The following is a 25656-nucleotide window of genomic DNA, read 5'->3' on the forward strand; positions in this document are numbered from 1 at the left end:
CACTATTTCTTGGCACCGGTTTTGCTGCAATTATGCTTATTCTCTGCAATCATCTGGTTTTGCAGGGACAGGGCATCAATAATAGCGCAATTCGGATCATTATCGCCGTGGCAGCGGTCGGCCAATTGCTGCAAAGTATCGGCCATGGAGCGCATATCGGCGATTTTTGTTTCGAGTTCAGCCACATGGGCTAAAGCAATTTGCTTGACCTCTGCCGAGGCACGCTGATCATTGCGCCAGAGATTGAGCAGTAGTTTGATCCGCTCCAGCGACAGGCCGAGATCGCGGCACTGGCGGATAAAGCGCAGATTTTGCACATCGCGATCCGAATAGACGCGATAGCCGGATGCGGTGCGGTTGGCCGGATCAATCAGCCCGATGGATTCATAGTAGCGGATCATCTTGGCGGAGATGCCGGATGCTTTTTCTGCCTCGCCGATTATCATGAGTCGCTCCGATCAGTCATAGAGTGCCGTGTGCCAGACTTGGCACACAAAACCCGCTCTAACACTTTCAAATCAGAGCATAATTTTCCTTACACTGATCTAAAGCATGTCGCGCTCAAATGTATTCATTTGAGCTACCGCGAACATGCAATAATTAAATGAACCTAGAGCGAGCGCAGTGGATACGATTAAACGCAACACGCTCTAGGTTTCAGGAATTATGCTCTGGTCACTATTATATAGGTTTGACTGCAGCTTATCAAAGAGCTGACCATTTGGCTTTCAAACTAATATTATGTAGTGACAGCGTCGAAAACTTCATATAATTACTGATATATCACGATCATTCCGAATGATCATCGCTTGATACGGCCTCAGCCATAGTCAGCGGTGGAAAAATCATATTAGTTTGATGCATCATATACGTATATGCAGCCAATAAGTTGAAACATTCGGGTGACACGCAAAGGGGAGTTTGCAGGATATGACATTGCATAAAAATCTGATCAATGGCGAATGGGTTGGCGGCGAGGCGATCCCGAATATCAGTCCGTCTGATACCAATGATGTGGTGGGTGAATATGCCCGTGCCACGCAGGCCGATGCGCTGAGCGCGATTGCAGCAGCCAAGGCGGCATTTCCGTCATGGTCACGCTCCGGCATCATGGAGCGCCATGCGATCCTGCGCAAAACCTCTGACGAAATTCTGGCGCGCAAAGAAGAACTCGGTCGTTTGCTGGCACGGGAAGAAGGCAAGACTTTACTGGAAGCCATTGGCGAAACCATGCGTGCCGCACAGATTTTCGACTTCTTTGCCAATGAGGCTCTGCGCCTTGCCGGTGAAGTTCTGCCGTCGGTTCGCCCGAATATCGGTGTTGAAGTGACCCGTGAGCCGGTTGGTGTGGTCGGTATTATTACGCCGTGGAACTTCCCGATTGCCATTCCGTCATGGAAAATCGCACCGGCGCTTTGCTATGGTAATACCGTAGTGTTTAAACCGGCTGATCTGGTGCCGGGCTGCGCTCATGCAATTGTTGATATTCTGCACCGCGCAGGCCTGCCAAAAGGCGTGCTCAATCTGGTGATGGGCAAGGGCTCGGTTGTTGGTCAGGCTATTCTGGACAGTGCGGATGTACATGCACTGACCTTCACCGGTTCCACCGGTACCGGCCAGCGTGTTGCTGCGGCTTCTATCGTTCATAACCGTAAGTTCCAGCTGGAAATGGGCGGTAAAAATCCGTTTGTCATTCTGGATGATGCCGATCTGGATGTGGCCGTTGATGCCGCGCTTAATTCCTCTTTCTTCTCAACCGGTCAGCGCTGCACAGCATCGTCCCGCCTGATTGTGCAGGAAGGTATTCACGACCGCTTCGTGGATGCACTGGTTGCGCGTATGAAGACGCTGGTGATTGATGATGCTCTGAAATCCGGCACCCATATCGGCCCTGTGGTGGATGACAGCCAGCTGAAACAGGATCTGGATTACATTGCGCTTGGTTCACAGGAAGGTGCGAAACTGGCCTTTGGCGGTGAGCAGCTGGAACGCGGCACACCGGGCTTCTATCTGCGCCCTGCCTTGTTCACAGAGGCCACCAACCAGATGCGCATTTCCCGCGAGGAAATCTTCGGCCCTGTGGCCAGTGTTATCCGCGTGAAGAATTATGAAGAAGCATTGGCAACAGCCAATGATACAGCATTTGGCCTGTCTTCCGGCATTGCAACAACCAGCCTGAAATATGCAACGCATTTCAAGCGCAACTCCGATGCAGGCATGGTGATGGTCAATCTGCCGACAGCGGGTGTGGATTTCCACGTGCCGTTTGGTGGTCGTAAAGGTTCCAGCTACGGCTCGCGTGAGCAGGGGCGTTATGCGGCAGAATTCTACACGACCGTTAAAACCGCTTATACGCTGGCTGGCTGAGACAACCGGTAAGACAAGGAAAAACGGAGAGGGCAACCTCTCCGTTTTTTTAGCGCCGTAACATACGGATCGCGGCTTCATTGAGAGTGGCATAATAGGCCAATAATTGTTTCCGCCGCCTAGGCGACAGACGTTTCTTACGCAGCAGAAATGTGGTGGCAGTTTGAATAAGACCGCACAGGCTGAGCAGAAACAGGCAGAGCAAACGGGCGAACCAGCCGAGTTTTCTGGGTGGTTTATGCTGAAATCGCGGTGCGGATTTCCGCCCTTTGCGCGGTGGCTGATTTCGTGGCAGAGGTGCCTGAAAACAGAGGGGAGATAGCCGGTTGATAAAGGTCATGAGGCATATCCTGTTGTTATGAAAGATTACGGGCAGAACAACCTGCCCGTAATTTCAGTCTAGAACCCCAAACTCAGAACCACTGGCCGAAGCGGCGGATATAGATGGCTTTCATACCCTGTGCGACGATGCAGTAGCTGATGAGCGTACCGGCCAGCCAAGGGAAATACTCCCATGGGAGCGGCACGAGGCCGACAGCATTACCCAGTGGTGAGAACGGAATATAAATACCGATTGCCATCACCAGAGTGGTCATCAGCATCACCGGCAAAGCAGCGGTGCTCTGGATGAACGGGATTTTCTGGGTACGCAGCATATGCACGACAAGGGTCTGGGACAGCAGGCCTTCAATGAACCAGCCGGACTGGAACAGGGACTGCATTTCAGGCGAATTGGCAGCAAAAACATACCACATCAGCGCGAAAGTCGTGATATCGAAGATCGAAGAGGTCGGTCCGATCCAGAGCATGAAGCGGCCGATATTCTTCGCATCCCATTTGCGTGGTTTGCTCAGAAATTCCTTGTCCATCTTGTCCCAGGGCAGAGCCAGCTGCGAGATGTCATACATCAGGTTTTGGATCAGCAGGTGGATTGCCAGCATTGGCAGGAACGGAATGAAGGCAGAGGCAACCAGTACGGAGAAGACGTTACCGAAATTCGAGCTAGCCGTCATATTGAGATATTTGATGATATTACCGAAGGTTTCACGACCTTTGATAACACCTTCCTCAAGCACCATAAGGCTCTTTTCCAGCAGGATGATATCGGCGGATTCTTTGGCAATATCGGCACCGCTGTCGACAGAAATACCCACATCGGCATCGCGCAGCGCCGGCGCATCATTAATACCGTCACCGAGGAAGCCGACAGTATGGCCATTGGCCTGAAGTGCCTTGAGAACACGGGATTTCTGCAATGGTGTCAGTTTGGCAAAAACCGTGGTGTCTTCAACGATAACCCGCAGGGTGGCATCGTCCATTTTCTCGACATCACGACCCATCACCGGCATGCCTGGTTCCAGCCCGACTTCACGGCAGATTTTGGTGGTGACAATCTCATTGTCGCCGGTCAGAACTTTGACAACCACACCATTGTTGCGCAGAGCGGCAAGGGCAGGAGCGGCGGTTTCTTTTGGCGGGTCGAGGAAGGTCAGGAAACCTTCAACGGTCAGTTCACATTCGTCGTTCTGGCTATATTGCGGCTTGGTCGAGCCTTGCGGAATATCGCGGGTGGCGATCATCAGAACACGGAAACCATCTTGATTGTAGGCGCGAGCCAATGAGGTCAGTTCCGCACGGTGCTTATCATCCAATGGTAGAATTTGCGTGCCTTCTTTAACCTGTGTGGCAATGGCGAGCATTTCTTCCACGGCACCTTTACAGATCAGCAGGTGATCGCCGTGAATACCTTCCACAACGACTGAGAGGCGTCGGCGGATGAAGTCAAACGGCAGTTCATCAATCTTGCGGTAGAATGAGGCGGAGCGCAACACATCGCCAAGACCGCTGGAGAACCGGATAACGGCCTGATCCATCAGGTTTTTCATGCCGCTCTGATGATAGCTGTTCAGCCATGCGAGGCGGAAAATATGGTCGTCACGCTCGCCTTTGCTGTTCACATGGTGTTCGAGGATGATTTTATCCTGTGTCAACGTGCCGGTTTTATCGGTGCAGAGCACATCCATCGCGCCGAAGTTCTGAATGGCGTTGAGGCGTTTCACCACCACTTTGCGCCGTGACATCGCAACCGCACCTTTGGCGAGGTTGGAAGACACGATCATCGGCAGCATTTCCGGTGTCAGACCGACGGCAACGGCGAGAGCAAACAGGAAGGCTTCTGCCCAGTCACCTTTGGTAAAGCCGTTAATCAGCAGCACAATCGGCACCATCACCAGCATGAAACGGATCAGCAGCCAGCTGACGGAGTTTACGCCGCGGTCAAAAGCGGTTTCTGCACGGGAACCGACAATGGCTTTGGCCAGCGAGCCGAAATAGGTGCGTGCGCCGGTGGCAACCACCACGGCAGTTGCTGTGCCGGACACTACATTGGTACCCATGAAGCAGATATTCGGCAGATCGAGCATATCTGCTTCGTCAGTAGCGGTAGCGGCGGCAGATTTTTCGGCAACGGAACCCAGCGTGTCGTATTTTTCAATCGGCAGCGCTTCACCGGTCAGAACAGCCTGACTGACATAGAGATCACGCGATTCAATCAGACGGATATCCGCAGGGATCATGTCACCGGCAGACAGCAGCACGATATCACCGGCCACCAAATCACGCATCGGAATTTCATGGCGTTCCGGTGTGTTGCCGCCGCTGCTGCGCCGCAGAACGGTGGCGGTTGTGCGCACCATAGCCTTGAGGGATTCGGCGGCTTTGCCCGAGCGGTATTCCTGCCAAAAACGCAGCAAACCGCTGAGCACAACCATAATGACGATAATGCTCACACCGGTATAATCGACTTCATCGCCGTCGCGCATCGGCAGCCAGATATCGGTGACAGAGCTTATGGCAGCCAGCGCCATCAATACCATGATGAAAGGATTGTTGAAGGCTTGCAGCAACTGGATCAGGGCATGAGGGCGCTTATCGTGAGCGACCTCATTGGCACCGTTTTCTTGCAGACGCAGGGCTGCTTCGGCATTGGTCAGCCCTTGCTGATCGCTGCGCAGATTGGCGAGTGTGGTTTCAAGGCTGTTACGGGCTTCTTTCATCGCACGGGATGAAAGTTTCCGGTCGCCTTTATCCGCCTGAAAGGCGGTATTTTTGAGCGGTTTGTTCATGAGATACTCCCGCGATGACAGAGCATCGCTGAAAAATGGCAGCACAGAGCCGCTCCGCGTTTAGAGCGCCGTGCGCCCTGTCGGGCGCACAAAGGTCGCTCTAGTACTTTGTATCTACAGCATAATTTCTTAAACTGATTCAAGTTTAAGGAATTGTGCTGTAGAAAGCGCAAAACTCTGTGCCGATCTTTACTTGTCTGGTTTTGTGGGGGAGTGGCTGCATGCGGTCTGAAAGCAGGAGGGGTGGTTCCCGCTATCAGACCGCACACAGCCACCGACTACTGTCGTCGTCCATAGATATCTCCATTATCAAGGGGCAGTTCTTCTGTTGTCTGCGTTTTGAGCAAAGGCTCATAGAAACCTGCTTTGGCCTGCACGCGGATAAAACTGACGGCAAGCATCAGCAGCGTGAAGCCGAAGACCATAAGAATATCGAAGAGAATGCTCATGATTGTGCTCCGCCTGATACCGCAGACCAGATACATTCCAGTTTGCGGTTTTGCGGATTACGCACCCAGCGGGCAACCGGCCGGTTTCCGCCGTCAGCGATGACGGCAATCACATCCGGTCCGTCAGCCAGTTTTGGCAGGCGGGATGAGCGGACAAACCGGCGTGTATCACCATTGAGCGGGGATGCGCACAGAATCTGCGCCATGTTGAGAATTGGATAGGTCATGTTTCACCTCGTTAGCCGCAACGGCACGGGTGAAACCTGCAAGGGTTCAGTCCGGTTGCTGCTGCGGCTTGGTTATTTGACTACTGTCGCTTGGCATTTAGGAACGGGATCCTTTCGGGTGCATCCTGAGTATTCAGGAGAAATGCACGTGAGATGTGGTTTCAGAGCGCCTGACTGATCCTGTAAGATCAGATCACGCGCTGAAACCGGTGATTGAACAGTTGAACTGTCCTGACCTGTGTTTAAAACAGATGGTCTGTCGCCTCAACTATGAACAAAGACTGTTTCAATATGATTAGGTGTTATGCGGATATACCAAAGTATATTCTCAGAGGTTAAGCTTGTTTTATGTAGCAAAAACAGACAGAAACGGCCTGAATTTTACGAATTTTATTGATGGAGCAAACCTTCATATAGTTGCGGAATAAAGCTGCTATCGGAATACAGACGAAAATGGCAGGACAGATTATGGTTTCAGTTGAAAGTCTTTTGCATACATTTACTGCACTGGCAGCAGCTTTTGTGCTGGGTGGTATTATCGGGTTTGAACGGCAATGGCGTCAGCGCCTTGCGGGCTTGCGCACCAATACGCTTGTGGCGATCGGTGCTGCGACCTTTGTCTTGTTTGCTTCATTGGTTGACGGCGATACCAGTCCGACCCGTGTGGCCGCGCAGATTGTTTCCGGTATCGGCTTTCTGGGCGCAGGTATTATCTTTAAAGAAGGCTTTAACGTCCGCGGGCTGAATACCGCTGCAACGCTGTGGTGTTCTGCGGCTGTTGGTGTGATGTGTGGCGCTGGCTTCTATCTTCATGCGGCCATTGCCACTTTGTTTATCATCAGTGTGAATCTGTTTTTGCGTCCGCTGGTACATCTGATCGACCGGCAACCGGCGAGTGGCGCAGAATCTGACAGCCGTTATTCCGTTAGCATTGTTTGTATGGGCGATGCGGAGGCGCATGTGCGCTCGCTCCTGCTGCGCGATCTTGGTACGGTGCTGCATATTCAGGATCTGGAAAGCACCAATATTGAAGACAGCAACCGCGTTGAGGTGAATGCACTGTTTCGTGCAGATAATAATCAGGATCCGCTGCTTGAGCAGATTATCGGACGCTTAAGTCTGGAGCCGCTGGTGACTTCAGTGCGCTGGCGTTATGTTACGTCTGATGACGGGGATATAGATTATTGAAAGCGCGCAATGCAGACAGATAAGCAGCTCTTTGAAGACCGGATCAAATCTGCACTTTCCGTGCAGGTATTGCTGGAAGGTGCCAGCTTCTGGCAGGTTTTGGCCGGTCTGGCGCTGATTGTTGCAATTTTTATTGCAGATACCGTTACCGATCTCGAGATTGCGGCGGCTGTCTTCTATGTGGCTGTGGTACTGCTGGCTGTGCGTTTGTTGCAGCCCAAGGCAGTGATTGCCACTGCATTGCTCTGTGTGCTGATGACGATTGTCAGCTATTTTCTGACATTGAGCGGCTCGCCGGAGTCAGGAATTGTAAACGGTTTTATCAGTGTTGCGGCGATTGCGGTCACGACATGGCTGGCTTTGCAAATCCGCAATGCACAGCAGGCGGCAGAAGAAGCACGTAAACAAATGGCGCAAATGGCGCGCGTGATGACACTGGGCGAACTGACGGCTTCTATCGCGCATGAGGTTAATCAGCCATTGGCGGCTGTAACGACCAGTGCGGCGGCTTGCACACGCTGGCTGGCTACCGAGCCACCGAATATTGAAAAAGCGCGGCAAGCTGCAGAGCGGATCAGTAAAGATGCAACGCGTGCAGCTGAAGTGGTCGGGCGTGTGCGTGCTTTGGTACAGCGCCAGCCTTCTGCGCGCGAAGATATCCGCTTGAATAGTCTGATATCGGATGTGCTGGCTTTGGTGCGCGGTGATCTGGAACGCTGGCGGGTGAATATCCGGCTTGATCTGGATGAGGCATTGCCGGTGATACAGGGGGACAGGATTGAGATTGAACAGGTGCTGCTCAACTTGTTCAGCAATGCGGTGGAGGCGGTGCGGGACAGCAAGCGCGTTGAGCCGCGTGAGATCACGATCCTGTCTCGTGGTGAGTCGAATAGCTCTGTTCGCGTGGCCGTGTCCGATACCGGGGAAGGCGTGCCGGCAGAACGGCTGAAAACCATGTTTGATGCGTTTTATACCACCAAATCAGGCGGTATCGGTATTGGTCTGGCGATCAGCCGTAGTATTATCGAAGCGCATCAGGGCGCTATCCGTGCCTATTCCCGTCACCCGCACGGTCTTGTTGTAGAATTCACCTTAAATGGCAGCGGAACAAAAGCATGAAACAGCCGGTCAGTGATAATCATAATACAGAAGAACCGGTCGTTTATATTATTGATGATGACCAGTCTTTGCGTGAGGCCATTGAGGATCTCCTGAATTCAGTTGGGCAGCAGGCGCAGTCCTTTGCATCCGTGCAGGCTTTTCTGGAGACTGAGCGCCATGACGCTCCGGCTTGTCTGGTGCTGGATATCCGCATGCCCGGTATGAGCGGACTGGATTTTCATCGCGAGATGGACAAGTGGGATGTGCAATTGCCTGTTATTTTTATCACTGGCCACGGCGATATTCCGATGTCTGTGCGGGCGATGAAGCAGGGGGCAGTCGAGTTTCTGACCAAGCCGTTCCGCGAACAGGATTTGCTGGATGCGATCCATCAGGCGATTGAGCTTGACCGCAAAAACCGTATCGCCCGCAACAGTCTGAAATCTCTGAAAGATCACTATGCCGGATTGAGTGATGGTGAGCGTGATGTGATCACCCATGTGGTGGCAGGACGGCTCAATAAGCAGATCGCTGCGGAACTGGGTATCAGTGAAATCACGGTGAAAGTGCGCCGTGCGCAGGCAATGCGCAAAATGCAGGCTGCCTCCTTACCTGAGCTGGTGCGGATGATGCAGCAGTTGCATGGTTCTTGAGCGATAAAATGTTTCCGAAGAAATATTTAACCGAAAGTAATTGCAGGCCTGATGCTTTGCGTCATTTTCTGATGTTATGTGCTTGGAAAAAAGCTGAAATTTTCTTTCAGAAATCAGACTTCTCATCGTGAGAGAAGGAATGGCGCACCCGAAAGGATTCGAACCTCTGACCCCCAGATTCGTAGTCTGATGCTCTATCCAGCTGAGCTACGGGTGCATGCCTAGAGTGCTTTGTTTTGTAAAACACCCTCATAAGAAGTTTATTTCATATTAAAATAAAATCTTATTAAGAAGAATGGCGCACCCGAAAGGATTCGAACCTCTGACCCCCAGATTCGTAGTCTGGTGCTCTATCCAGCTGAGCTACGGGTGCATGCCTTAGAACCGCGCCGTTTCCGTGCGGTATGCGCTCTCTAAAGGGTTCTGTTTGGCATTGCAAGGGTTTGTGATGGAAAACTTTCAAAAATTTGTATTTTTTTTGAAGGATGGGGATAAAAACGAAAAAACCACGCGATTGCGTGGTTTTCTTGCGCTTGTTTCAAAGTAAGACGTTGAAATAATTACACCATAGTGCGTTGGGTACGCTGAGCATGGGGCGGATAGGCCGGCATATCGGGGATGCGAATCTCAAATAAAGCGCCTTCAGTGTAATCTTCGCGCAATTCGATGGTTCCGCCATGAGCACGCACCAGTTCCTGCGCAATTACCAGCCCCAAACCGGTGCCGTCACTGCGGGTTGAACCGCGAAAAGCGGTAAAGAGATTGTCCCGCGCTTTTTTCGGTAAACCAGGACCGGTATCAGCAACGGCGATGCAGCAATTATTGCCCATACGCCATGCGGAGATAGTCAGGCTCTTTTCGCTTTCCGGCGCGGTATTATGTGTCGTCATCGCCTGTACCGCATTGCGACAGAGATTATTTAGTACGCGCAGCATCTGTTCTTTATCGATATAGGCTTCAAAATCGACCGGAATCATATTGCGGAAGGTGATCTCCACACTCGGTGGAATCACCAGCATATCTTCGACTTCATGCAGCAGCGGGCGCAGCAGGCGCTGCTGGCGCACAGGAACGGCCTCCTGTGTACGTCCGTAAGCGATGACTGTTTCAGAATAGGTGATGGCGCGGTTGAGTGTCCGGATCAGCTTTGGTGAAAAGCGCTGCACAACGGGATCTTGTGTATCGGCAAGACTGTCAGACATTAGCTGTGCTGAGGCCAGAATATTGCGCATGTCGTGATTGATCTTGGAGACTGCGAGGCCGAGATCTGCCAGATGTTTGCGCTCAAGAAACAAATGCTGCAAATGGGTCTGCATTTGAGCCAGTCGGTTTTGGGCATAGCCAAGCTCATCTTTACGGCAGGAGCCGTCAATAATCAGGGTCGGATCATCGGGCTTTTGGCCAAAGGCAAACATATTGCTGTACATATGGCCGAAAGGCCGCAGTAGCAGGCGATGAATGATAAAATAGATCAGCGCTGCCGCGATCAGCGAGATCAGCAGCGAGATCGTCGCAATAATGCGCGAGTTTTGTATCAGCTTGTCATGCAGCGCGGTGTCATACATGACGATATCGACGGTTGTGCCGGTATAGTCCGGAGAACTTGAAATCTGCATGACTTTTTTGCCGCCGTTAATCAGCGTCTGTAATGCGCCCAGAAAGTCACTCAGCGGGGTTGCTGTGGTCAGATCAACATATTCTGTAACCGGCGGAGTCGACGGAGATGAGGCAAGCACGCGGCTGATACCGTTGCGGGTGATGGTGATGCTTTCTGCGCCGCTGGAACGCAGCAACTGATCCTGCACTTGCGGCTCCAGTGTGGCGCCGGGATTCGCGTCGAGCAAGAGCAGGCTCGATGTGGCAATCATATTATGTCTGGAGGTCAGCCATTGCGTGCGCATATTGGCAATGGAGGGAACAAGAATGATAACTTCCGCAATCAGCACTGCCAGAATGATCATCAGCAATAATTTGCTGGATAGCCGGTGGCGTAAAGGAACGTACCAGTCATCCTTGTCGTGCGGAGGGAAGTCTGGCCGGTTGTCAGCATAAACCGGCGGAACAGCGACACCGAGCGGTGCAGCGGAAGACAGTGTTTTTATTGTTGCCGGCGGAGAAGATACTATGTCGGATGGTTCGGCAGAGCCGTCTGCCTGTGCAGAACTGTTGGCCTGCAAATTTTCCGCGCGTTTTTTCTCTGATTCTGCAGATGCTGTGTCAGCAGGCCCTTGAAAGTCCTCGTTTTTCATAAAGGTCATTTCATCCATCCGTCAGGCTGACAGGTCTCTCCCTGTCCCCCGTTTCCACCCACGGACCCGATCAGGTCACGGACTGTCAAGTTGCATATCTATGCCTGACTGCCAGCCTGTCCCCACAAAGGCTAAAATCCTGCAAAGCAGTAATATAAGCGCTTTGATGCCGGATTTCAAATTTCCGTGTGCGCTTTATGTAAAAAGTGATTTTTCTGAATTTTCGTGTGCTTAGGTGCATTTAATATAAGGGCTAAAACAAGATCAAAACAAATGTTTAAAATAAAACAAATGTTTTGATTGTTGCGACTTGCTGTGCTAGAAGACGCTCTCTCGATAAAAATTGATACGGAGAAGAGCAATGGTGCAGAGCGATCAGGATGTGACCCCGACAGCAAAAGCCGGAACACAAAGCTTGCAGGATCTCTCCGCACAAGAACGTGCTGTTCTGGATATGATTGTTGCTAACCCTTTTGTCGGTCAGCAGCAAATTGCGGATGCGTTAGGCTTGGCGCGTTCGACCGTTGCAGCGCATATTGTGCAATTGACTCAAAAGGGCTTTGTGCTGGGACGCGGTTATTATCTGCCCGTCAGCAAGCGCATTGTCTGTATTGGTGGCGCGGTTTTCGATCGTAAATATCATGCGCATGCCCCTCTCATCAGTGAAACATCCAATCCGGTCAGCGGTTATCGCAGCCATGGTGGCGTTGCCCGTAATGTTACGGAAAATCTGGCGCGTTTGGGAGTGAATATCGGTTTCGTTTCCATTCTTGGTGATGATGAAACTGGTCGTGCCATTCTCGATAATCTGCGCCTGCTCGGTGTGGATGTCAGTCGCGCGATTGTCACCAATGAAGCGCCGACCGCCGAATATGCAGCGATCTTGGGGCCTGATAATGAACTGGCACTCGGTATTGCCGATATGGGTATTTTCGATCTGCTGAAGCCTGAGATGCTTGAAACCGTCTGGCCGCAGCTGGCTTCGGCTGATTGGGTCTTTGCCGATTGCAATCTGCCACAGGCAACCTTGGAAGCCTTGCTGGCTAAAAAATCCGGCAGCCGTTTCCGTTTGAGTATTGATACGGTTTCTGCGCCGAAAGCACTGCGTCTGCCGCAGGATCTCAGCGGCGTTGATCTGTTGTTCCTCAATCTTGATGAAGCGCATAGTCTGCTGCGTCATCCGGCGGGGACGCCGCGTCTTTCGGCAGATCAGGCGATCAGTGCCCTGCGTGAACGCGGTGTGGCTAAAATCGTGATGACGATGGGTGCTGCCGGTGTTCATATCGGTGATGAAAACGGTATCCGGCATATTGCCAGCGTGCCTGCGCAGCCGGTGGATATTACCGGCGCGGGTGACGCATTGATCTCGGGCACACTCTATTGTCTGCTTGACCAGAAGACGCTGCCGGAAGCGGTGCGTACCGGCACATTGCTGGCGACATTAACAACCGAAAGCGATGCCAGTGTGCATCCGGATTTATCCGCACAATTTCTGGAAGCGCACCGCCATCGCGTAAGCGAATAACTAAAAAGCCATCGCGTAAGCGAATAATCAAAAAGTTATCGCGTAAGCGACTGATCCAAATAGCATCGCGTAAGCGAATGATTTTAAGACATAACCTCCCTCAGAAAGGCTGCTCCTCATGACCAGTTTGACCATGCATTTCAGCGACGAAGTCCGTAGCGCCCTTGATAAAGGTGCGCCTGTTGTCGCGCTTGAATCCACAATCATCACCCATGGTATGCCTTTCCCGCAGAATTTGGAAATGGCACGTAAGGTTGAAGATGTGATCCGTGAGAACGGTGCAGTACCGGCAACGATTGCGGTGCTGAAGGGCGAAATTCACGTTGGTCTCGGCGATGCGCAGCTGGAACAGCTGGCACAGACAACTGATGCCGTGAAAACATCGAGCCGCGATCTGGCTGCCGATATGGTGCAGGGTTTGACTGCCGGCACTACTGTTTCGGCAACCATGCGTATTGCGGCTCTTGCCGGTATTGAAATTTTCGCCACCGGCGGCGTTGGCGGCGTGCATCGCGGTGCGGAAGACAGCTTTGATATTTCCGCTGATCTGAACGAACTGGGCATGACCAATACCACCGTTGTTTGCGCCGGTGTGAAGTCCATTCTCGATATTCCGAAAACCCTTGAATATCTGGAAACCCAGCGCGTGCCGATTATTGCGCATGGCAGCGATGATTTTCCTGCATTCTTTACCCGCTCAAGCGGTTGTAAAGCCGATCACCGTCTGAACAGCGCAGAAGAGATTGCAAAAGCAATGGCACTTCACCATGCGCTTGGTTCAGGTACCGGTATTCTGATTGCAAACCCGATCCCTGAAGAAGATGCACTGACACCGGAATTCATTAACGGTACAATTGAAGCTGCTGTTAAAGAAGCTGCCGATCAGGGCGTTGGTGGTAAGGATGTGACACCATTCCTGCTCGCCCGCATCAATGAACTGTCAGAAGGCCGCAGCCTCAAAGCGAATATTGCGCTGGTGCTGAACAATGCCAAACTGGCAGCGCGTATGGCGGTTGCTTACAAGGCTATCGTATAAAAGATTAATATTTTTTATGAAAACGGGCGGAAACATCATGTTTCCGCCCGTTTTGCTTTGTCAGATAGCTGTCATGTTTAAATATTATTAACCATATCGGCGCATGTCAGAGCCAACAGAGCGGTTTAGAATGCGGTAAATGCCTGTTTTGTGGGCTTTCCGGCACTATGCCGCAAGAGGATTACAGAAATTTAATTAGACCTGCGGGCGCAGATTACGCATTTTAAGGACATGATAGTGTTCGCCTGCGACTGCGGGCAATAAACTTGGCTTGCGGCAAGATCGGGATAGAATGAAAAACTGGAAGCAGATTGCGGTATGTGTGGTAGTGGCTGCCGCTGCCTTCGGGGGCTGGAGCTGGTATAATGCCGGGCGCACAGGCACAGAGGCTACGGGCACTCCCCCATCTGCCGGACAGAATAGTGGTGCGCGAAACGCCCCGCTGGTGATGGTTAAGCCTGCACAGAAGCAGATCGTGAATGACAAGCTCAGTGCGATCGGCAGCGGCGTGGCACTCAATACCGTTGCGGTGATGCCCTATTCCAGCGGAACGATCCGTCAGTTTCTGGTGAGCGCCGGTACTTTGGTGAAAAAAGGCCAGATCATTGCCGAGCTGGATGCAGAAACAGAACAGATTGCAGTTGAGAAAGCACAGGTTCTGCTGAAAGATGCAGAAATTACGCAAAAACGCATGGCGACCTTGCGGGCATCCAATACGGCAACGCAGGTGCAGGTGGTTGCTGCCGATCTCGCCCTTGCCAATGCAAAACTCGCGGTCAAGGATGCCGAGCTGGCACTGAGCCGCCGCTCTGTTGAAGCGCCGATTGCCGGTATTGTCGGTATTCTGCCGGTAGATGCCGGTAACTATGTCACGTCCTCAACCACAATTGCGACAATTGATGACCGCTCAAAGCTGTTGATTGATATCTGGGTGCCGGAGCGCTTTGCACCGCAATTGCGTATCGGGCAGGCCGTGACCGCTGTGCCGACTGCCTTGCCTGGCAAGAGCTTTCAGGGGCAGATCAGTGCGCTGGATAATATGATTGATGCGGCGAGCCGTACTATGCGGGTGCGGGCGGAAATCACCAATCCGAGTGATGTGCTGCGTTCGGGCATGTCCTTTACCGTAACAATCCTGTTTCCGGGCGATCAGTATCTGGCGGTCGATCCGCTCTCCATTCAGTGGGACGGTGACGGTTCCTATGTCTGGCGCATTGATACGGATGGGAAAGCCGAGCGCGTTGCTGCCCGTATCATTCAGCGCAATGCCAATGCGGTGTTGGTGGAAAGCGAACTTGCTGAGGGCGATGTGATGGTAACCGAAGGTGTGCAGAATGTGCGTGAAGGTGGCAGCGTGACTGTTAAAGGGCAAAATACCGGCAGTGCTGCCAGCCCGAAAGCACCGGCAACCGCTCAGGCGAATAATAAGCAGGCGGGATGATTATGACATCCGATACATCATCTGCTGACAAGAACACCGTGCCGGAGCAGGATCAGCCTTCCGCTAAAACACATGAAGCAGCTGAAGCCGAGACGCAGCACAACCCGCAAAATGGCGGCTTTACAGCACTGTTTATCCGGCGTCCGGTTTTTGCTTTTGTGCTTAATGTGTTGATTGTTGTGGCAGGTCTTGCCGCACTGACCGGCGTGGATATCCGCGAATTGCCGGATGTTGACCGTCCGGTCATTTCGATCAGTACGACTTTCAACGGGGCATCGGCCGAAACGGTTGACCGTGAGGTAACGCAGGTTCTGGAAAACGAAGTTGCGCGCGTCTCCGGCGTGAAGAATATTTCTTCAACCTCCTCATTCGGCCGCAGCCGTGTGACGGTTGAATTTAATGACGGCGTCGACATCAATGTGGCTGCTGCCGATATGCGTGACTCGATCTCGCGTGTGGCCAACCAGATGCCGGAAGAGGCTGATGCCTCGCGTATCATCAAAGCGGATTCCAATGCTGATGCGGTGATGCGTCTGGCGATTGCTTCTGAAACGCTCAGCGTTGATGATATGACGGTGATTGTTGAAGATCAGATCGTCGATGTGCTGTCCGCCGTTCCCGGTGTTGCCGATGTTGAAACCTATGGCGACCGCGATAAGATTTTCCGTATTGATATCGATCATAAGCGCCTTGCCAGCTACGGCCTGACCTTTGCTGATGTCAGTTCTGCATTGGCTTCGATGGCGCTGGATCAGCCTGCCGGATCGCTGCGCAGTGCTTCGCAGGCGATCGTGGTGCGTGCAACAGCTTCCGTTGCTTCACCGGCAGATTTCGAGAATATTATCATCAAGGGACAAACCCGTATCCGTGATGTGGCGAATGTCACACTCGGGCCGGATATTGAAAGCTCTGCGGTGCTGAACAACGGCCGCAACAGTATCGGCCTTGGTATTATCCGTCAGGCACAGTCGAATACGCTGGATATTTCTGACGGTGTCCGTGCGGAAATTGAACGCCTCAATAAGACATTGCCGGAAGGCATGACGATGCGCGTGACCAGTGATGATGCGAATTTCATCAGGGGCGCGATGCATGAGGTACAGATTGCACTGATTGCTGCAATCCTGATCGTGATTGCTGTGATTTACGTGTTCTTGCGCGATATCCGCGCGACATTGATCCCGACCATTTCCATTCCGGTGGCGCTGGTCGGTACAGTGGCTGCAATTTATCTGGCAGGCTTTTCCATCAATATTCTGACTCTTCTGGCGCTGGTGCTGGCAACCGGTCTGGTGGTGGATGATGCGATTGTAGTGTTGGAGAATATTGTGCGTCGCCGTGCAATGGGGCTGGGGCCGCGTGCCGCAGCCGTGCTTGGCACGAAGGAAGTGTTTTTCGCGGTTGTTGCCACAACCCTGACACTGGTTGCCGTGTTCGTGCCGATCTCTTTTCTGCCGGGGCAGGCGGGTGGTCTGTTCCGTGAATTCGGTTTCGTGCTGGCGATTGCGGTCTTGCTGTCCGGCGTGGTGGCTTTGACTTTATGCCCGATGTTGGCCTCCCGCTTTATGACCGGCGAGGTCAAAGATCATGGTGCGCCGACGGATAAACCGCAGGGTATTGTCGGTCGTATCAGCATGGGACTGGCAAAATTCTACCGTACCAGCCTGCACTGGTGCCTCAATGCACCATGGATTGTGGTTGCGGCTGCGCTTGTCTTCGCGTTTCTCTCGCTGAGCGCCTATACGACCTTGCGTCAGGAACTGACACCAAACGAAGACCGCTCCGCCGTTATGCTGCGTATTTCGGGGCCGCAGGGCATCAGTATTGATTTTCTGCGCTCGCAGCTTGAGCAGATTGATGAGCGTCTGAAACCATTGCGAGACAGTGGCGAGATTATCAATTCCTTTGCGATTGCCGGTTCCGGCGGTGCATCCAATAACGGCTTTATGGTGCTGACATTGGCACCGTGGAGTGAGCGTGAGCGCAAGCAGCAGGATATCGTCAACGACATCAATCAGCGTCTGCGTCCGATTACCGGTGTGCGTGCCTTTACCCTGCAGTCAAACAGTCTGGGTATTCGCGGCGCGGGTAACGGTTTGCAATTCACACTGGTCGGTAATGATTATGCAACGATCCAGCCGGTGACCCGTGCCTTGCTGACCGAGATGGAAAAAGATCCGCGTTTTGTGCAGCCGCGCTTGTCGGTAGATGCAACGCAGCCGCAGCTCTCGGTGCAGATTAACCGTGAACGCGCATCCGATCTTGGTATTGATATTACCGGTCTGGCCAATGCGGTGCAGTCGGTGCTGGATGGTCGTAAGATCGGTGCGGTCTATATCGGTGACCGTTCCTATGACGTGAAAATGATGGCGACTTCCAATCCGATCAATGATCCGACGGATTTGGAAAATATCTTCATGCGTACCGGCGACGGCCGTTATGTCTCCATGGCAACCATTGCTTCGGTGCGTGAAATTGCTGTGCCACCGCAATTGGCGCGTGAGCAGCGTCTGCGTTCCATTGCGATTACCTCCAATCTGCGCAGTGATTTCGCTCTGGGCGATGCTTATAAAACCGTGCAGGAACTGGCAGCACCGCTGCTGCCTGCCGGTGTGCAAATGGTGCCGTTGGCGGAAGCTGCCACACTGGGCGAAACCTCAACCGGTCTGTTTATGGTGTTTGGTTTCGCAGTGGTGATCATTCTACTGGTGCTGGCTGCGCAGTTTGAGAGTTTTGTCAGTGCGCTGATCGTTATGGCGACCGTGCCGCTGGGGCTTGGTTGTGCCATTGTGGCACTGATCCTCACCGGCACCAGCCTTAATGTTTATAGTCAAATCGGGCTGGTGCTACTGGTCGGTATTATGGCGAAAAACGGTATTCTGATTGTGGAATTTGCCGATCAGTTGCGCGACCGTGGCCTGTCTTTGCGGGAAGCGATTGAAGAAGCATCGAATATTCGTCTGCGCCCTGTCTGTATGACAATGATCTGTGCAGTGCTCGGCGGTATTCCGCTGGTGATTGCAACCGGTGCCGGTGCGGAAGCCCGTATCGCACTGGGCTGGATTATCGTTGGCGGTCTTGGCCTGGCAACCATTGCCACGCTCTATGTGACACCGGTGGCCTATCTGCTGCTCGGTCGTTTCACCAAGCCGAAAAGCGATGAAGAAAAACGACTTGATCGTGAGCTGGCTCATGCGGCCACGCTGGAGATGAAGCCGGAGTAAAAGAAAAACGGCGGGATAAATACCCGCCGTTTTTATAAGTTTTTATATGTGGTCACACGCCAATCGGCATCAGTGCCGGATCACGCTCAACTTTGCGTGGCGCTACCACTTCTTTCCAGACTGACAAAGCCTGCTGTTGTGGTGCATTCGGCGCACGTTCCACGAATTTCCCGGCACCGGGTTCTGCCAGTACTTTGCCCTGTGCATAGGCGACGTGGCCGCCGCTTATGGTCATGCGGGGCAGGCCGGTGACTTTCATCCCCTCAAACACGCTGTAATCAATGGCCGAATGTTGAGTTTTTGCAGAGATTGTCTTGGTTGCATTCGGATCCCAGATCACCAAATCAGCGTCAGATCCCTCCAGCACAGCACCTTTGCGCGGATAGATGTTGAGGATTTTCGCCGCATTGGTGGAGGTGACGGCTACAAATTCATTCTCGGTCAGACGACCGGTGCGCACGCCTGTTGTCCAAAGCACCGGTAAGCGTTCTTCCAGCCCTGCGGTGCCGTTCGGGATTTTGGTGAAATTGCCAACGCCGTGGCGTTTTTGTTCCGTGGTGAAAGCACAATGGTCGGTGGCTACACATTGCAGACTACCGGCGCTTAACCCCGCCCAGAGACCATCCTGATTGACCTTGTCACGAAACGGCGGTGACATCACTCGTCGCGCTGCATAGTCCCAGTTTTTATTTTGATATTCGCTTTCATCCAGTGTCAGATGCTGGATCAGCGGTTCGCCGTAAACACGCATGCCTTTCTGGCGGGCACGGCGGATAGCCTCATGCGCCTGTTCGCAGGAGACATGCACCACATAAAGCGGCACCCCTGCTTGATCGGCGATCATAATCGCGCGGTTGGTGGCTTCGCCTTCCACTTCCGGCGGTCGGGAATAGCTGTGCGCTTCAGGTCCTGTATTGCCTGCGGCCAGCAGGTTTTGCTGTAATTGGGCGACAATATCACCGTTTTCCGCATGTACGAGCGGCATGGCGCCGATTTCGGCACAACGGCGGAACGAGGCAAACATCTCGTCATCATTGACCATCAGAGCGCCTTTATAGGCCATGAAATGTTTGAATGTATTGACGCCGCGTGCCACCACCTCCGGCATTTCATTATAGCAGCGCTCGCTCCAGCCGGTGACAGCCATATGGAAGGAATAATCGGTACGTGCTTTTCCGGCTTTCTGAAACCATTCCTGCAGCGCTTCCAGCAGATTACCTTCCGGTGAGGGCAGCACAAAATCAACCACCATAGTGGTGCCGCCTGCCAGTGCCGCAGCAGTGCCGCTATCAAAATCGTCGGTGCTATGGGTGCCCATAAACGGCATTTCCAGATGGGTATGGGGATCAATGCCGCCAGGCATAATCAGGCAGCCATGCACATCAATTGTGGTATCGCCCTGTAAATCATGGCCGATCGCGGCGATTTTGCCGTCTGCGATCAGGATATCAGCATCGTAAGAGCGGTCTGCGGTAACGATTTTACCGCCTTTAATCAGTGTGGTTTTGTTATCTGTCTGTGACTTGGTAGGTGATCCGGTATGTGACATTGTTCGTTTCCCCTTATGGTTTTTTGCGAACAGATGCGGATTGATCGATAAGGTTAAGGGCTCCGGCACAAATGTCTCATGCCGGAGCAGGTATTTATACGATTTCAGCGGTCTCTAATGCCGCATGCAACAACACATCCGCGCCGTTGCCCGCCCATTCCTTGCTGATGTCTTCCGCTTCATTGTGGCTCAGGCCATCAACGCAAGGGCACATAATCATGGCTGATGGTGCGACCTGATTAATCCAGCAGGCATCATGACCGGCACCGGAAATAATATTGCGATGTGTCAACCCGAGACGCTCGGTTGCCTGACGAATGGTCGAGAGGCAGGTCTCGTCAAAAGAAATGGGATCAAAAGCTCCGACTTCTTCAATCTCATAGGTCAGTCCGATTTTCTCGCAGATTTCTGCAACGGATTTTTCCAGCTTCTGCACCATAATGGCGAGTTCTGCTTTGTCCGGATTGCGGAAATCCGCGACGAAGACAGCGGTACCCGGAATGATATTGCGGGAATTCGGGCTGATATGGGCATAACCGACAGCACCCACGCCATTTGGCGCGTGTTCCCATGCGATTTCATCCACACGCTCAGTAATACGCGCCATGCCAAGCCCTGCATTCACACGTTTGCGCATTGGCGTTGAGCCGGTATGGGCTTCTTTGCCGGTCAGCGTAATCTGCAACCATTTCAGCCCCTGACCGTGGGTGACAATGCCGATATCCAGCCCTTCATCTTCAAGGATAGGGCCTTGTTCAATATGCAGCTCATAATAGGCTTTGATCGGGCGCTTGGCCGTTGGCACTGAACCTTCAAAGCCGATGCGCTTCAGTTCGTCACCAACGGTTTTACCTTCTGCATCAGTGCGGGATTTTGCCCATGTCTCATCAAAGAGGCCGGCGAAGACACCGGAGGCCAGCATCGCAGGGGCAAAGCGTGCGCCTTCTTCATTGGTCCAGTTGACCACTTCAATCGGATGACGGGTTTTAATGCCGAGATCATTGAGGGTGCGCACCACTTCCAGCCCGCCGAGGACACCAAGCACACCGTCGAATTTGCCGCCGGTCGGCTGAGTGTCGAGATGGCTGCCGAGCATCACCGGCGGCAGGGACGGATCGCTGCCCTCGCGGCGGGCAAACATATTGCCCATCGTGTCGATGCTCATGGTCATGCCGGCATCTTCACACCATTTCTGAAAAAGCAGCCTGCCTTCACGGTCTTCATCGGTCAGGGTCTGGCGATTATTACCGGTTGAGATTCCGGGGCCGATTTTGGCCATATCCATCAGGCTGTCCCAGAGGCGGTCAGCATTGGTTTTGAGATTGCTGTTCAGATGCGTGTTCATGTCTGTTTCCGTATGCGGTCTGTATTAATCATAATCGTTTCATAAAAGGCGCGGGGAGACGGCATGTGGATGTCCTCCTCAAGCACTATCCCGGAAACCTGACAGGTTTCCGTTGCCGGATAGGCGGTGTTTCAAAGCTTTTGCATAAAAAGAGCCTTGATTGTTTCCCCAAAACACGTTGATTATTGCTCCGTTCTGTTGCGGAGTTTTTTTGAAACCAGCCAACTGCTTGCGTGTTAAACTAGTTAGTTGCTTGCGCGTAAAACTAGCCAGGCGCTTGTGCGTAAAACTAGCCAGGCGCTTGCGCGTAAAACTGATTGACGTATCATTCACTAAAATCTGCTCAGGACAAGCGATTATACGTGAGACAGTATGCCTGCGGCGCGATGCCATTGCAGGACGGGTGCAGAAGGGCGGGAGAACAGCATGGTACGGAAACCGAAAGCGGTCAAAGAGACTTCCGCCATGCATCAGGACAAAGCCGATAGCCCTCTTAAATACCCGTTGAAACTTGCGAAAAAGTGGAAAACAAGTGCGGAACCCGCACCGGAAAACCTGTCGCGCATTCAGGAAATGAACCGCAAACTCATTCTGGATGCCGCACTGGATGTGTTTTCTACCTATGGTTTTCGCGGCTCTACCATCGATCAGATTGCGTTGAAATCGGGCATGTCCAAGCCTAATCTTCTGTATTATTTCCGCCGCAAGGAAGATATTTATTCCACTGTTTTGCAGCAGACGATGGAAGAATGGCTGGCTTCGATGCAGGCGATTGACCCGCAGGGTGAGCCGCTGGAAGAACTTGGTGCGTATATCCGTAACAAGATTGAAATGGCGTTCCGCAATCCCGCTGCATCGCGCCTGTTTGCCAATGAAATTATGCATGGCGCACCGGCGATCGGTACTTTTCTGCAAGAGGATATGCGCAGGTTGGTGGATGAGAAAGCTACGGTGATCGGGCAATGGATGGATGAGGGCAGACTGGCTAAAACCGATCCGCATCATCTGATTTTTACGATCTGGGCTACGACCCAGCATTACTCCGATTTTGAAACACAATTGCGCGCCGTGCTTGGTGAGAAATTTGATGCGCCGGATTGCTGTGAGAACACGGTACAGGCTGTAAGTGCCATTCTGCTCAATGGTATCCGTCCACGTTAAGCAGGCAGGAGCTGAGCGGTGGCGAATAGCGGCAGAAAGATTGCTGCCGCTATCCGTATTATGCGCTGAGATGACTGCCTGTCTTGTCACCTTATCCGCTCCGATTCCGCAGCTTGTTTGTGTCTTGCCATCGGATTGTTCGGATGGGTCGTCCAATTGGCATAATCAGGGCTGATCGGCTCTTTGATGCGCGGATCAATGCCGGAAACCTGCTCCATGGTAATACAATCCTGTACAGGGCAGACGCTCACACAGAGATTGCAGCCGACGCATTCCTCATCAATCACCTCAAAATGGCGCGCGCCGTCCACCATGGATGTGATCGCCTGATGGGATGTATCCTCGCAGACAATGTGGCAACGGCCGCACTTGATGCAGGCATCCTGATCGATCCGCGCTTTGGTGGTGTAATTGAGGTTGAGATATTGCCAGTCGGTGACCTGCGGGGCAGCCAGACCACGGAAATCATCCAGTGAATGATAGCCTTTGCTGTCCATCCAGTCGGACAGACCGTCGATCATCTCCTGCACAACCTTGAAGCCATAGGTCATGGCCGCTGTGCAGACCTGCACTGTGCCGCAGCCGAGCGAAATATATTCCGCTGCATCGCGCCAAGTGGTGATGCCGCCGATACCGGACATTGGCAGACCACGCGTTTCCGGATCGCGGGCAATTTCTGCCACCATATTGAGCGCAATCGGTTTGACCGCAGGGCCGCAATAGCCGCCGTGGGAACCGCGTCCGTCAATACTTGGTTGCGGGGCAAAATCATCGAGATCAATGGAGACGATGGAGTTGATGGTATTGATCAGCGACACGGCATCGGTACCGGCATGTTTGGCAGCCCGTGCAGGCATACGGATATCGCTGATATTCGGGGTGAGCTTGGTGATCACTGGCATGCGGCTATATTGTTTGCACCATTTCACCACCATGGCCACATATTCCGGCACCTGACCGACGGCGGCACCCATGCCGCGCTCGCTCATACCGTGCGGACAACCGAAATTCAGTTCAATTCCATCGGCGCCGGTTTCCTCAACCCGTGGCAGAATGGCTTTCCATGCCTCTTCCTCGCAAGGCACCATGATGGAGGCAATCAGTGCACGGTCAGGCCAGCGGCTTTTGACCTCTTTCATTTCACGCAGGTTAATTTCCAGCGAGCGGTCGGTAATCAGCTCAATATTGTTGAAGCCGAGCAGTCTACGGTCTGCGCCCCAGATGGCACCATAGCGCGGGCCGTTGACATTAACGACTGGCGGGCCTTCAGCCCCTAGTGTTTTCCAGACAACGCCACCCCAGCCCGCTTTAAAAGCGCGCTCGACATTATAGGCTTTGTCGGTTGGCGGCGCAGAGGCCAGCCAGAATGGATTAGGGGAACGGATACCGAGAAAGTTTGTGGTCAGATCAGCCATGTCAGTGATCCTTTGCCGGAGAGGTCGCGTGGGTGTGGATGGGCTGAGTTTGCGGCCAGAGACTTGGCAAATCCTTGCGATTGGCTGCCAGAACAGCCTCAGCAAAACCGCTGACGGCTTCCGGCAACTGCATCAGATGCTGATGGATGGATTGTGCTGCGATTTTGCCGTCCTGCACGGAGGAAACAGTCAAATCCTGACCACCCGCCACACAGTCGCCGCCAGCCCAGATGCCCTGCACACTGGTGCGGTTTTCAGCGTCGGTTTTAATCCTTCCGCCGCTCATTTCTATGCCACTGGCACCAAGGCCTTGACCGTCAAGCTTTTGTCCGATGGCCTTGTAAATCTGATCGGCTGGCACTGTGAGTGTGACACCGGTTGCAACCAGTTTGCCGTCACGTTGCTCGGTCTGGGCGAGGCGGATGGCTATGGCTTGTCCCTGATCGTTGAGCAGGATTTCTTCCGGTTGCAGATTGTCGCGGATTACCACACCTTCAATCTGTGCCAGTTGCTGTTCATAGAGGCTGGCATTCATATGTTCACGGCCACGACGATAGGCCAGCGTTACATTCTCCGCACCTAGCCGTTTGATCTGCACAGCAATATCAATAGCAGTCATACCACCGCCAATGACGACAATGTCATTGCCGATATTCATGCGGGAGAGGTCGGAGCTTTGACGTAATTCGGCAATGGTGCGCACGGCATCCAGCACGTTGTCTGCATCTTCACCGGCAATATGCAGACGGTTTGTGCCGCCAAGGCCAAGCCCCAGAAACACGGCATCATAACCGGAACGTAATGCATCCAGCTGGATGTCTTTGCCCAGCGCTTTGCCGGTCTCAATGGTGATGCCACCAATTTTCAGGATGAATTCCAGTTCACGGGCGGCGAAATTATCGACACTTTTATAGGAAGCGATGCCATATTCATTGAGGCCGCCGCCTTTCGGGCGGGCTTCAAAAATTGTGACCGTATGGCCGTCGCGTGCCAGTGCATGGGCACAGGCAAGACCGGCAGGTCCCGCACCGACAACAGCCACGCTTTTACCGGTAACCGGCGCACGGGTGAAAGGATGAACACCGCTGTCCATCAGATGATCGGTGGCATGGCGTTGCAAGAGCCCGATACGTACCGGCTTGCCTTCAGCAGCCTCACGCACACAGGCTTCTTCGCACAGGGTTTCCGTCGGGCAGACGCGGGCGCACATGCCGCCGAGAATATTCTCGCTCAGAATAGTGCGGGCAGCGCCTTGCGGGTTGCCGCCGGCGATCTGGCGGATAAATTGCGGAATATCAATATGCGTCGGACAGGCTGTCATGCATGGCGCATCATAACAGAAATAGCAGCGGTCAGCCTCGACCAATGCCTCATGCTTGTCGAGCGGCGGATGCAGATCTGCAAATATATCCTGATAGTCATTCAGACGATTGGGTCTGATATCCGGTGCGGTTGTATCCGCACTGCGGGTCATAGCCGGTTTCCCGTTATGGTCACTCATGCCCTTTCACTCCTCCCGGGCATTTCGCAAATTGTGTTCGCGAGAATGCACTAAAAACATGATGTCAGAGTCGCCGGATGTTCTACGAATATGTGCAGAC

Annotated in this window: 20 protein-coding genes and 2 tRNA genes; 9 read left to right on the top strand and 13 right to left on the bottom strand. The window is 53.0% G+C overall.

Annotated features, from left to right (window positions below):
- Positions 1–2: 2 nt before the first annotated feature.
- Positions 3–446 carry a Cu(I)-responsive transcriptional regulator gene (gene cueR, locus QUF18_RS02345; RefSeq protein ID WP_289384891.1) on the bottom strand — a complete coding sequence of 148 codons (444 nt, stop codon included), beginning with the start codon at positions 444–446 and terminating at the stop codon, positions 3–5.
- A 484-nt stretch (positions 447–930) separates the two neighbouring features.
- Here cueR and QUF18_RS02350 point away from each other — a divergent pair, with 484 nt between their 5' ends.
- Positions 931–2367, top strand: a complete 1437-nt coding sequence (locus tag QUF18_RS02350) for an aldehyde dehydrogenase family protein (RefSeq protein ID WP_289384893.1) — start codon at positions 931–933, stop codon at positions 2365–2367.
- A gap of 49 nt (positions 2368–2416) precedes the next feature.
- Here QUF18_RS02350 and QUF18_RS02355 read toward each other — a convergent pair whose 3' ends face one another.
- From QUF18_RS02355 to QUF18_RS02370, 4 genes are all read right to left on the bottom strand, one after another.
- Positions 2417–2707 carry a hypothetical protein gene (locus QUF18_RS02355; RefSeq protein ID WP_289384895.1) on the bottom strand — a complete coding sequence of 97 codons (291 nt, stop codon included), beginning with the start codon at positions 2705–2707 and terminating at the stop codon, positions 2417–2419.
- A gap of 73 nt (positions 2708–2780) precedes the next feature.
- Positions 2781–5492, bottom strand: a complete 2712-nt coding sequence (mgtA, locus tag QUF18_RS02360; RefSeq protein WP_289384897.1) for a magnesium-translocating P-type ATPase — start codon at positions 5490–5492, stop codon at positions 2781–2783.
- 278 nt (positions 5493–5770) lie between these two features.
- Positions 5771–5941 (bottom strand): hypothetical protein, encoded by a 171-nt coding sequence (locus QUF18_RS02365; RefSeq protein WP_289384899.1) that lies wholly within the window; start codon positions 5939–5941, stop codon positions 5771–5773.
- A complete protein-coding gene (locus QUF18_RS02370) occupies positions 5938–6168 on the bottom strand; it encodes a hypothetical protein (protein ID WP_289384901.1) in 231 nt (76 codons plus the stop codon). The genes QUF18_RS02365 and QUF18_RS02370 overlap by 4 nt, the downstream gene beginning before the upstream one ends.
- 453 nt (positions 6169–6621) lie before the next feature.
- Between QUF18_RS02370 and QUF18_RS02375 the strand changes: the two genes are divergently transcribed.
- Genes QUF18_RS02375 through QUF18_RS02385 form a run of 3 tightly spaced genes read left to right on the top strand, consistent with a single transcriptional unit; the run spans position 6622 to position 9110 of the window.
- Positions 6622–7356 carry an MgtC/SapB family protein gene (locus QUF18_RS02375; RefSeq protein ID WP_434547412.1) on the top strand — a complete coding sequence of 245 codons (735 nt, stop codon included), beginning with the start codon at positions 6622–6624 and terminating at the stop codon, positions 7354–7356.
- 9 nt (positions 7357–7365) lie between these two features.
- Entirely contained in the window at positions 7366–8475 is a 1110-nt protein-coding gene (locus QUF18_RS02380) for a sensor histidine kinase (RefSeq protein ID WP_289384903.1), read from the top strand.
- Positions 8472–9110 (top strand): response regulator transcription factor, encoded by a 639-nt coding sequence (locus QUF18_RS02385; protein ID WP_289384904.1) that lies wholly within the window; start codon positions 8472–8474, stop codon positions 9108–9110. The genes QUF18_RS02380 and QUF18_RS02385 overlap by 4 nt, the downstream gene beginning before the upstream one ends.
- A 140-nt stretch (positions 9111–9250) precedes the next feature.
- Here the strand turns inward: QUF18_RS02385 and QUF18_RS02390 are convergent.
- The 3 genes from QUF18_RS02390 to QUF18_RS02400 all read right to left on the bottom strand — a co-directional run bounded on the left by QUF18_RS02390 (position 9251) and on the right by QUF18_RS02400 (position 11368).
- Positions 9251–9327, bottom strand: a tRNA-Arg gene (locus QUF18_RS02390).
- Positions 9328–9406: 79 nt separating this feature from the next.
- A tRNA-Arg gene (locus tag QUF18_RS02395) sits at positions 9407–9483 on the bottom strand.
- A 187-nt stretch (positions 9484–9670) separates the two neighbouring features.
- The gene (locus QUF18_RS02400) at positions 9671–11368 is read right to left on the bottom strand and encodes a sensor histidine kinase (protein ID WP_289384906.1); all 1698 of its coding nucleotides are present in this window, start codon (positions 11366–11368) and stop codon (positions 9671–9673) included.
- A 352-nt stretch (positions 11369–11720) separates the two neighbouring features.
- Between QUF18_RS02400 and QUF18_RS02405 the strand changes: the two genes are divergently transcribed.
- The 4 genes from QUF18_RS02405 (at position 11721) to QUF18_RS02420 (ending at position 18585) form a co-directional block, all read left to right on the top strand.
- Complete coding sequence (locus tag QUF18_RS02405) at positions 11721–12884, top strand: carbohydrate kinase (protein ID WP_289384908.1); 1164 nt, start codon at positions 11721–11723, stop codon at positions 12882–12884.
- A gap of 118 nt (positions 12885–13002) precedes the next feature.
- Entirely contained in the window at positions 13003–13920 is a 918-nt protein-coding gene (locus tag QUF18_RS02410) for a pseudouridine-5'-phosphate glycosidase (RefSeq protein ID WP_289384911.1), read from the top strand.
- 292 nt (positions 13921–14212) lie between these two features.
- A complete protein-coding gene (locus tag QUF18_RS02415) occupies positions 14213–15361 on the top strand; it encodes an efflux RND transporter periplasmic adaptor subunit (protein WP_289384913.1) in 1149 nt (382 codons plus the stop codon).
- Between the two features lie 2 nt (positions 15362–15363).
- A complete protein-coding gene (locus QUF18_RS02420) occupies positions 15364–18585 on the top strand; it encodes an efflux RND transporter permease subunit (RefSeq protein ID WP_289384916.1) in 3222 nt (1073 codons plus the stop codon).
- Positions 18586–18637: 52 nt separating this feature from the next.
- Here the strand turns inward: QUF18_RS02420 and hydA are convergent, their stop codons facing one another.
- The 3 genes from hydA to QUF18_RS02435 form a co-directional block, all read right to left on the bottom strand.
- Positions 18638–20134 (bottom strand): dihydropyrimidinase, encoded by a 1497-nt coding sequence (hydA, locus tag QUF18_RS02425; RefSeq protein WP_289384919.1) that lies wholly within the window; start codon positions 20132–20134, stop codon positions 18638–18640.
- Positions 20135–20228: 94 nt separating this feature from the next.
- Entirely contained in the window at positions 20229–21479 is a 1251-nt protein-coding gene (locus QUF18_RS02430) for a Zn-dependent hydrolase (protein WP_289384921.1), read from the bottom strand.
- 78 nt (positions 21480–21557) lie between these two features.
- Positions 21558–21812: a hypothetical protein gene (locus QUF18_RS02435; protein WP_289384923.1), complete on the bottom strand. Its 255-nt coding sequence runs from the start codon at positions 21810–21812 to the stop codon at positions 21558–21560.
- 240 nt (positions 21813–22052) lie between these two features.
- On the opposite strand from QUF18_RS02435, the gene QUF18_RS02440 reads away from it, so the two are divergent.
- Positions 22053–22640: a TetR family transcriptional regulator C-terminal domain-containing protein gene (locus QUF18_RS02440; RefSeq protein WP_289386102.1), complete on the top strand. Its 588-nt coding sequence runs from the start codon at positions 22053–22055 to the stop codon at positions 22638–22640.
- Positions 22641–22726: 86 nt separating this feature from the next.
- On the opposite strand, the gene preA is transcribed toward QUF18_RS02440, so the two are convergent.
- Both preA and QUF18_RS02450 read right to left on the bottom strand, forming a co-directional pair.
- Positions 22727–24055, bottom strand: coding sequence for an NAD-dependent dihydropyrimidine dehydrogenase subunit PreA (preA, locus tag QUF18_RS02445; RefSeq protein ID WP_289384924.1), 1329 nt, complete (start codon positions 24053–24055; stop codon positions 22727–22729).
- 1 nt (position 24056) lies between these two features.
- Positions 24057–25556, bottom strand: a complete 1500-nt coding sequence (locus tag QUF18_RS02450; protein WP_353074476.1) for an NAD(P)-dependent oxidoreductase — start codon at positions 25554–25556, stop codon at positions 24057–24059.
- Between the last annotated feature and the right edge of the window lie 100 nt (positions 25557–25656).

This window comes from Pseudochrobactrum kiredjianiae, from assembly GCF_030362795.1.
Taxonomy (GTDB): Bacteria; Pseudomonadota; Alphaproteobacteria; order Rhizobiales; family Rhizobiaceae; genus Pseudochrobactrum; species Pseudochrobactrum kiredjianiae.

Bases quoted from the DNA above. Each gene is read 5' to 3' on its own strand.
- cueR (WP_289384891.1), bottom strand. From the start codon at position 446: ATGATAATCGGCGAGGCAGAAAAAGCATCCGGCATCTCCGCCAAGATG.
- QUF18_RS02350 (WP_289384893.1), top strand. From the start codon at position 931: ATGACATTGCATAAAAATCTGATCAATGGCGAATGGGTTGGCGGCGAG.
- QUF18_RS02355 (WP_289384895.1), bottom strand. From the start codon at position 2,707: ATGACCTTTATCAACCGGCTATCTCCCCTCTGTTTTCAGGCACCTCTG.
- mgtA (WP_289384897.1), bottom strand. From the start codon at position 5,492: ATGAACAAACCGCTCAAAAATACCGCCTTTCAGGCGGATAAAGGCGAC.
- QUF18_RS02365 (WP_289384899.1), bottom strand. From the start codon at position 5,941: ATGAGCATTCTCTTCGATATTCTTATGGTCTTCGGCTTCACGCTGCTG.
- QUF18_RS02370 (WP_289384901.1), bottom strand. From the start codon at position 6,168: ATGACCTATCCAATTCTCAACATGGCGCAGATTCTGTGCGCATCCCCG.
- QUF18_RS02375 (WP_434547412.1), top strand. From the start codon at position 6,622: ATGGCAGGACAGATTATGGTTTCAGTTGAAAGTCTTTTGCATACATTT.
- QUF18_RS02380 (WP_289384903.1), top strand. From the start codon at position 7,366: ATGCAGACAGATAAGCAGCTCTTTGAAGACCGGATCAAATCTGCACTT.
- QUF18_RS02385 (WP_289384904.1), top strand. From the start codon at position 8,472: ATGAAACAGCCGGTCAGTGATAATCATAATACAGAAGAACCGGTCGTT.
- QUF18_RS02400 (WP_289384906.1), bottom strand. From the start codon at position 11,368: ATGACCTTTATGAAAAACGAGGACTTTCAAGGGCCTGCTGACACAGCA.
- QUF18_RS02405 (WP_289384908.1), top strand. From the start codon at position 11,721: ATGGTGCAGAGCGATCAGGATGTGACCCCGACAGCAAAAGCCGGAACA.
- QUF18_RS02410 (WP_289384911.1), top strand. From the start codon at position 13,003: ATGACCAGTTTGACCATGCATTTCAGCGACGAAGTCCGTAGCGCCCTT.
- QUF18_RS02415 (WP_289384913.1), top strand. From the start codon at position 14,213: ATGAAAAACTGGAAGCAGATTGCGGTATGTGTGGTAGTGGCTGCCGCT.
- QUF18_RS02420 (WP_289384916.1), top strand. From the start codon at position 15,364: ATGACATCCGATACATCATCTGCTGACAAGAACACCGTGCCGGAGCAG.
- hydA (WP_289384919.1), bottom strand. From the start codon at position 20,134: ATGTCACATACCGGATCACCTACCAAGTCACAGACAGATAACAAAACC.
- QUF18_RS02430 (WP_289384921.1), bottom strand. From the start codon at position 21,479: ATGAACACGCATCTGAACAGCAATCTCAAAACCAATGCTGACCGCCTC.
- QUF18_RS02440 (WP_289386102.1), top strand. From the start codon at position 22,053: ATGAACCGCAAACTCATTCTGGATGCCGCACTGGATGTGTTTTCTACC.
- preA (WP_289384924.1), bottom strand. From the start codon at position 24,055: ATGGCTGATCTGACCACAAACTTTCTCGGTATCCGTTCCCCTAATCCA.
- QUF18_RS02450 (WP_353074476.1), bottom strand. From the start codon at position 25,556: ATGAGTGACCATAACGGGAAACCGGCTATGACCCGCAGTGCGGATACA.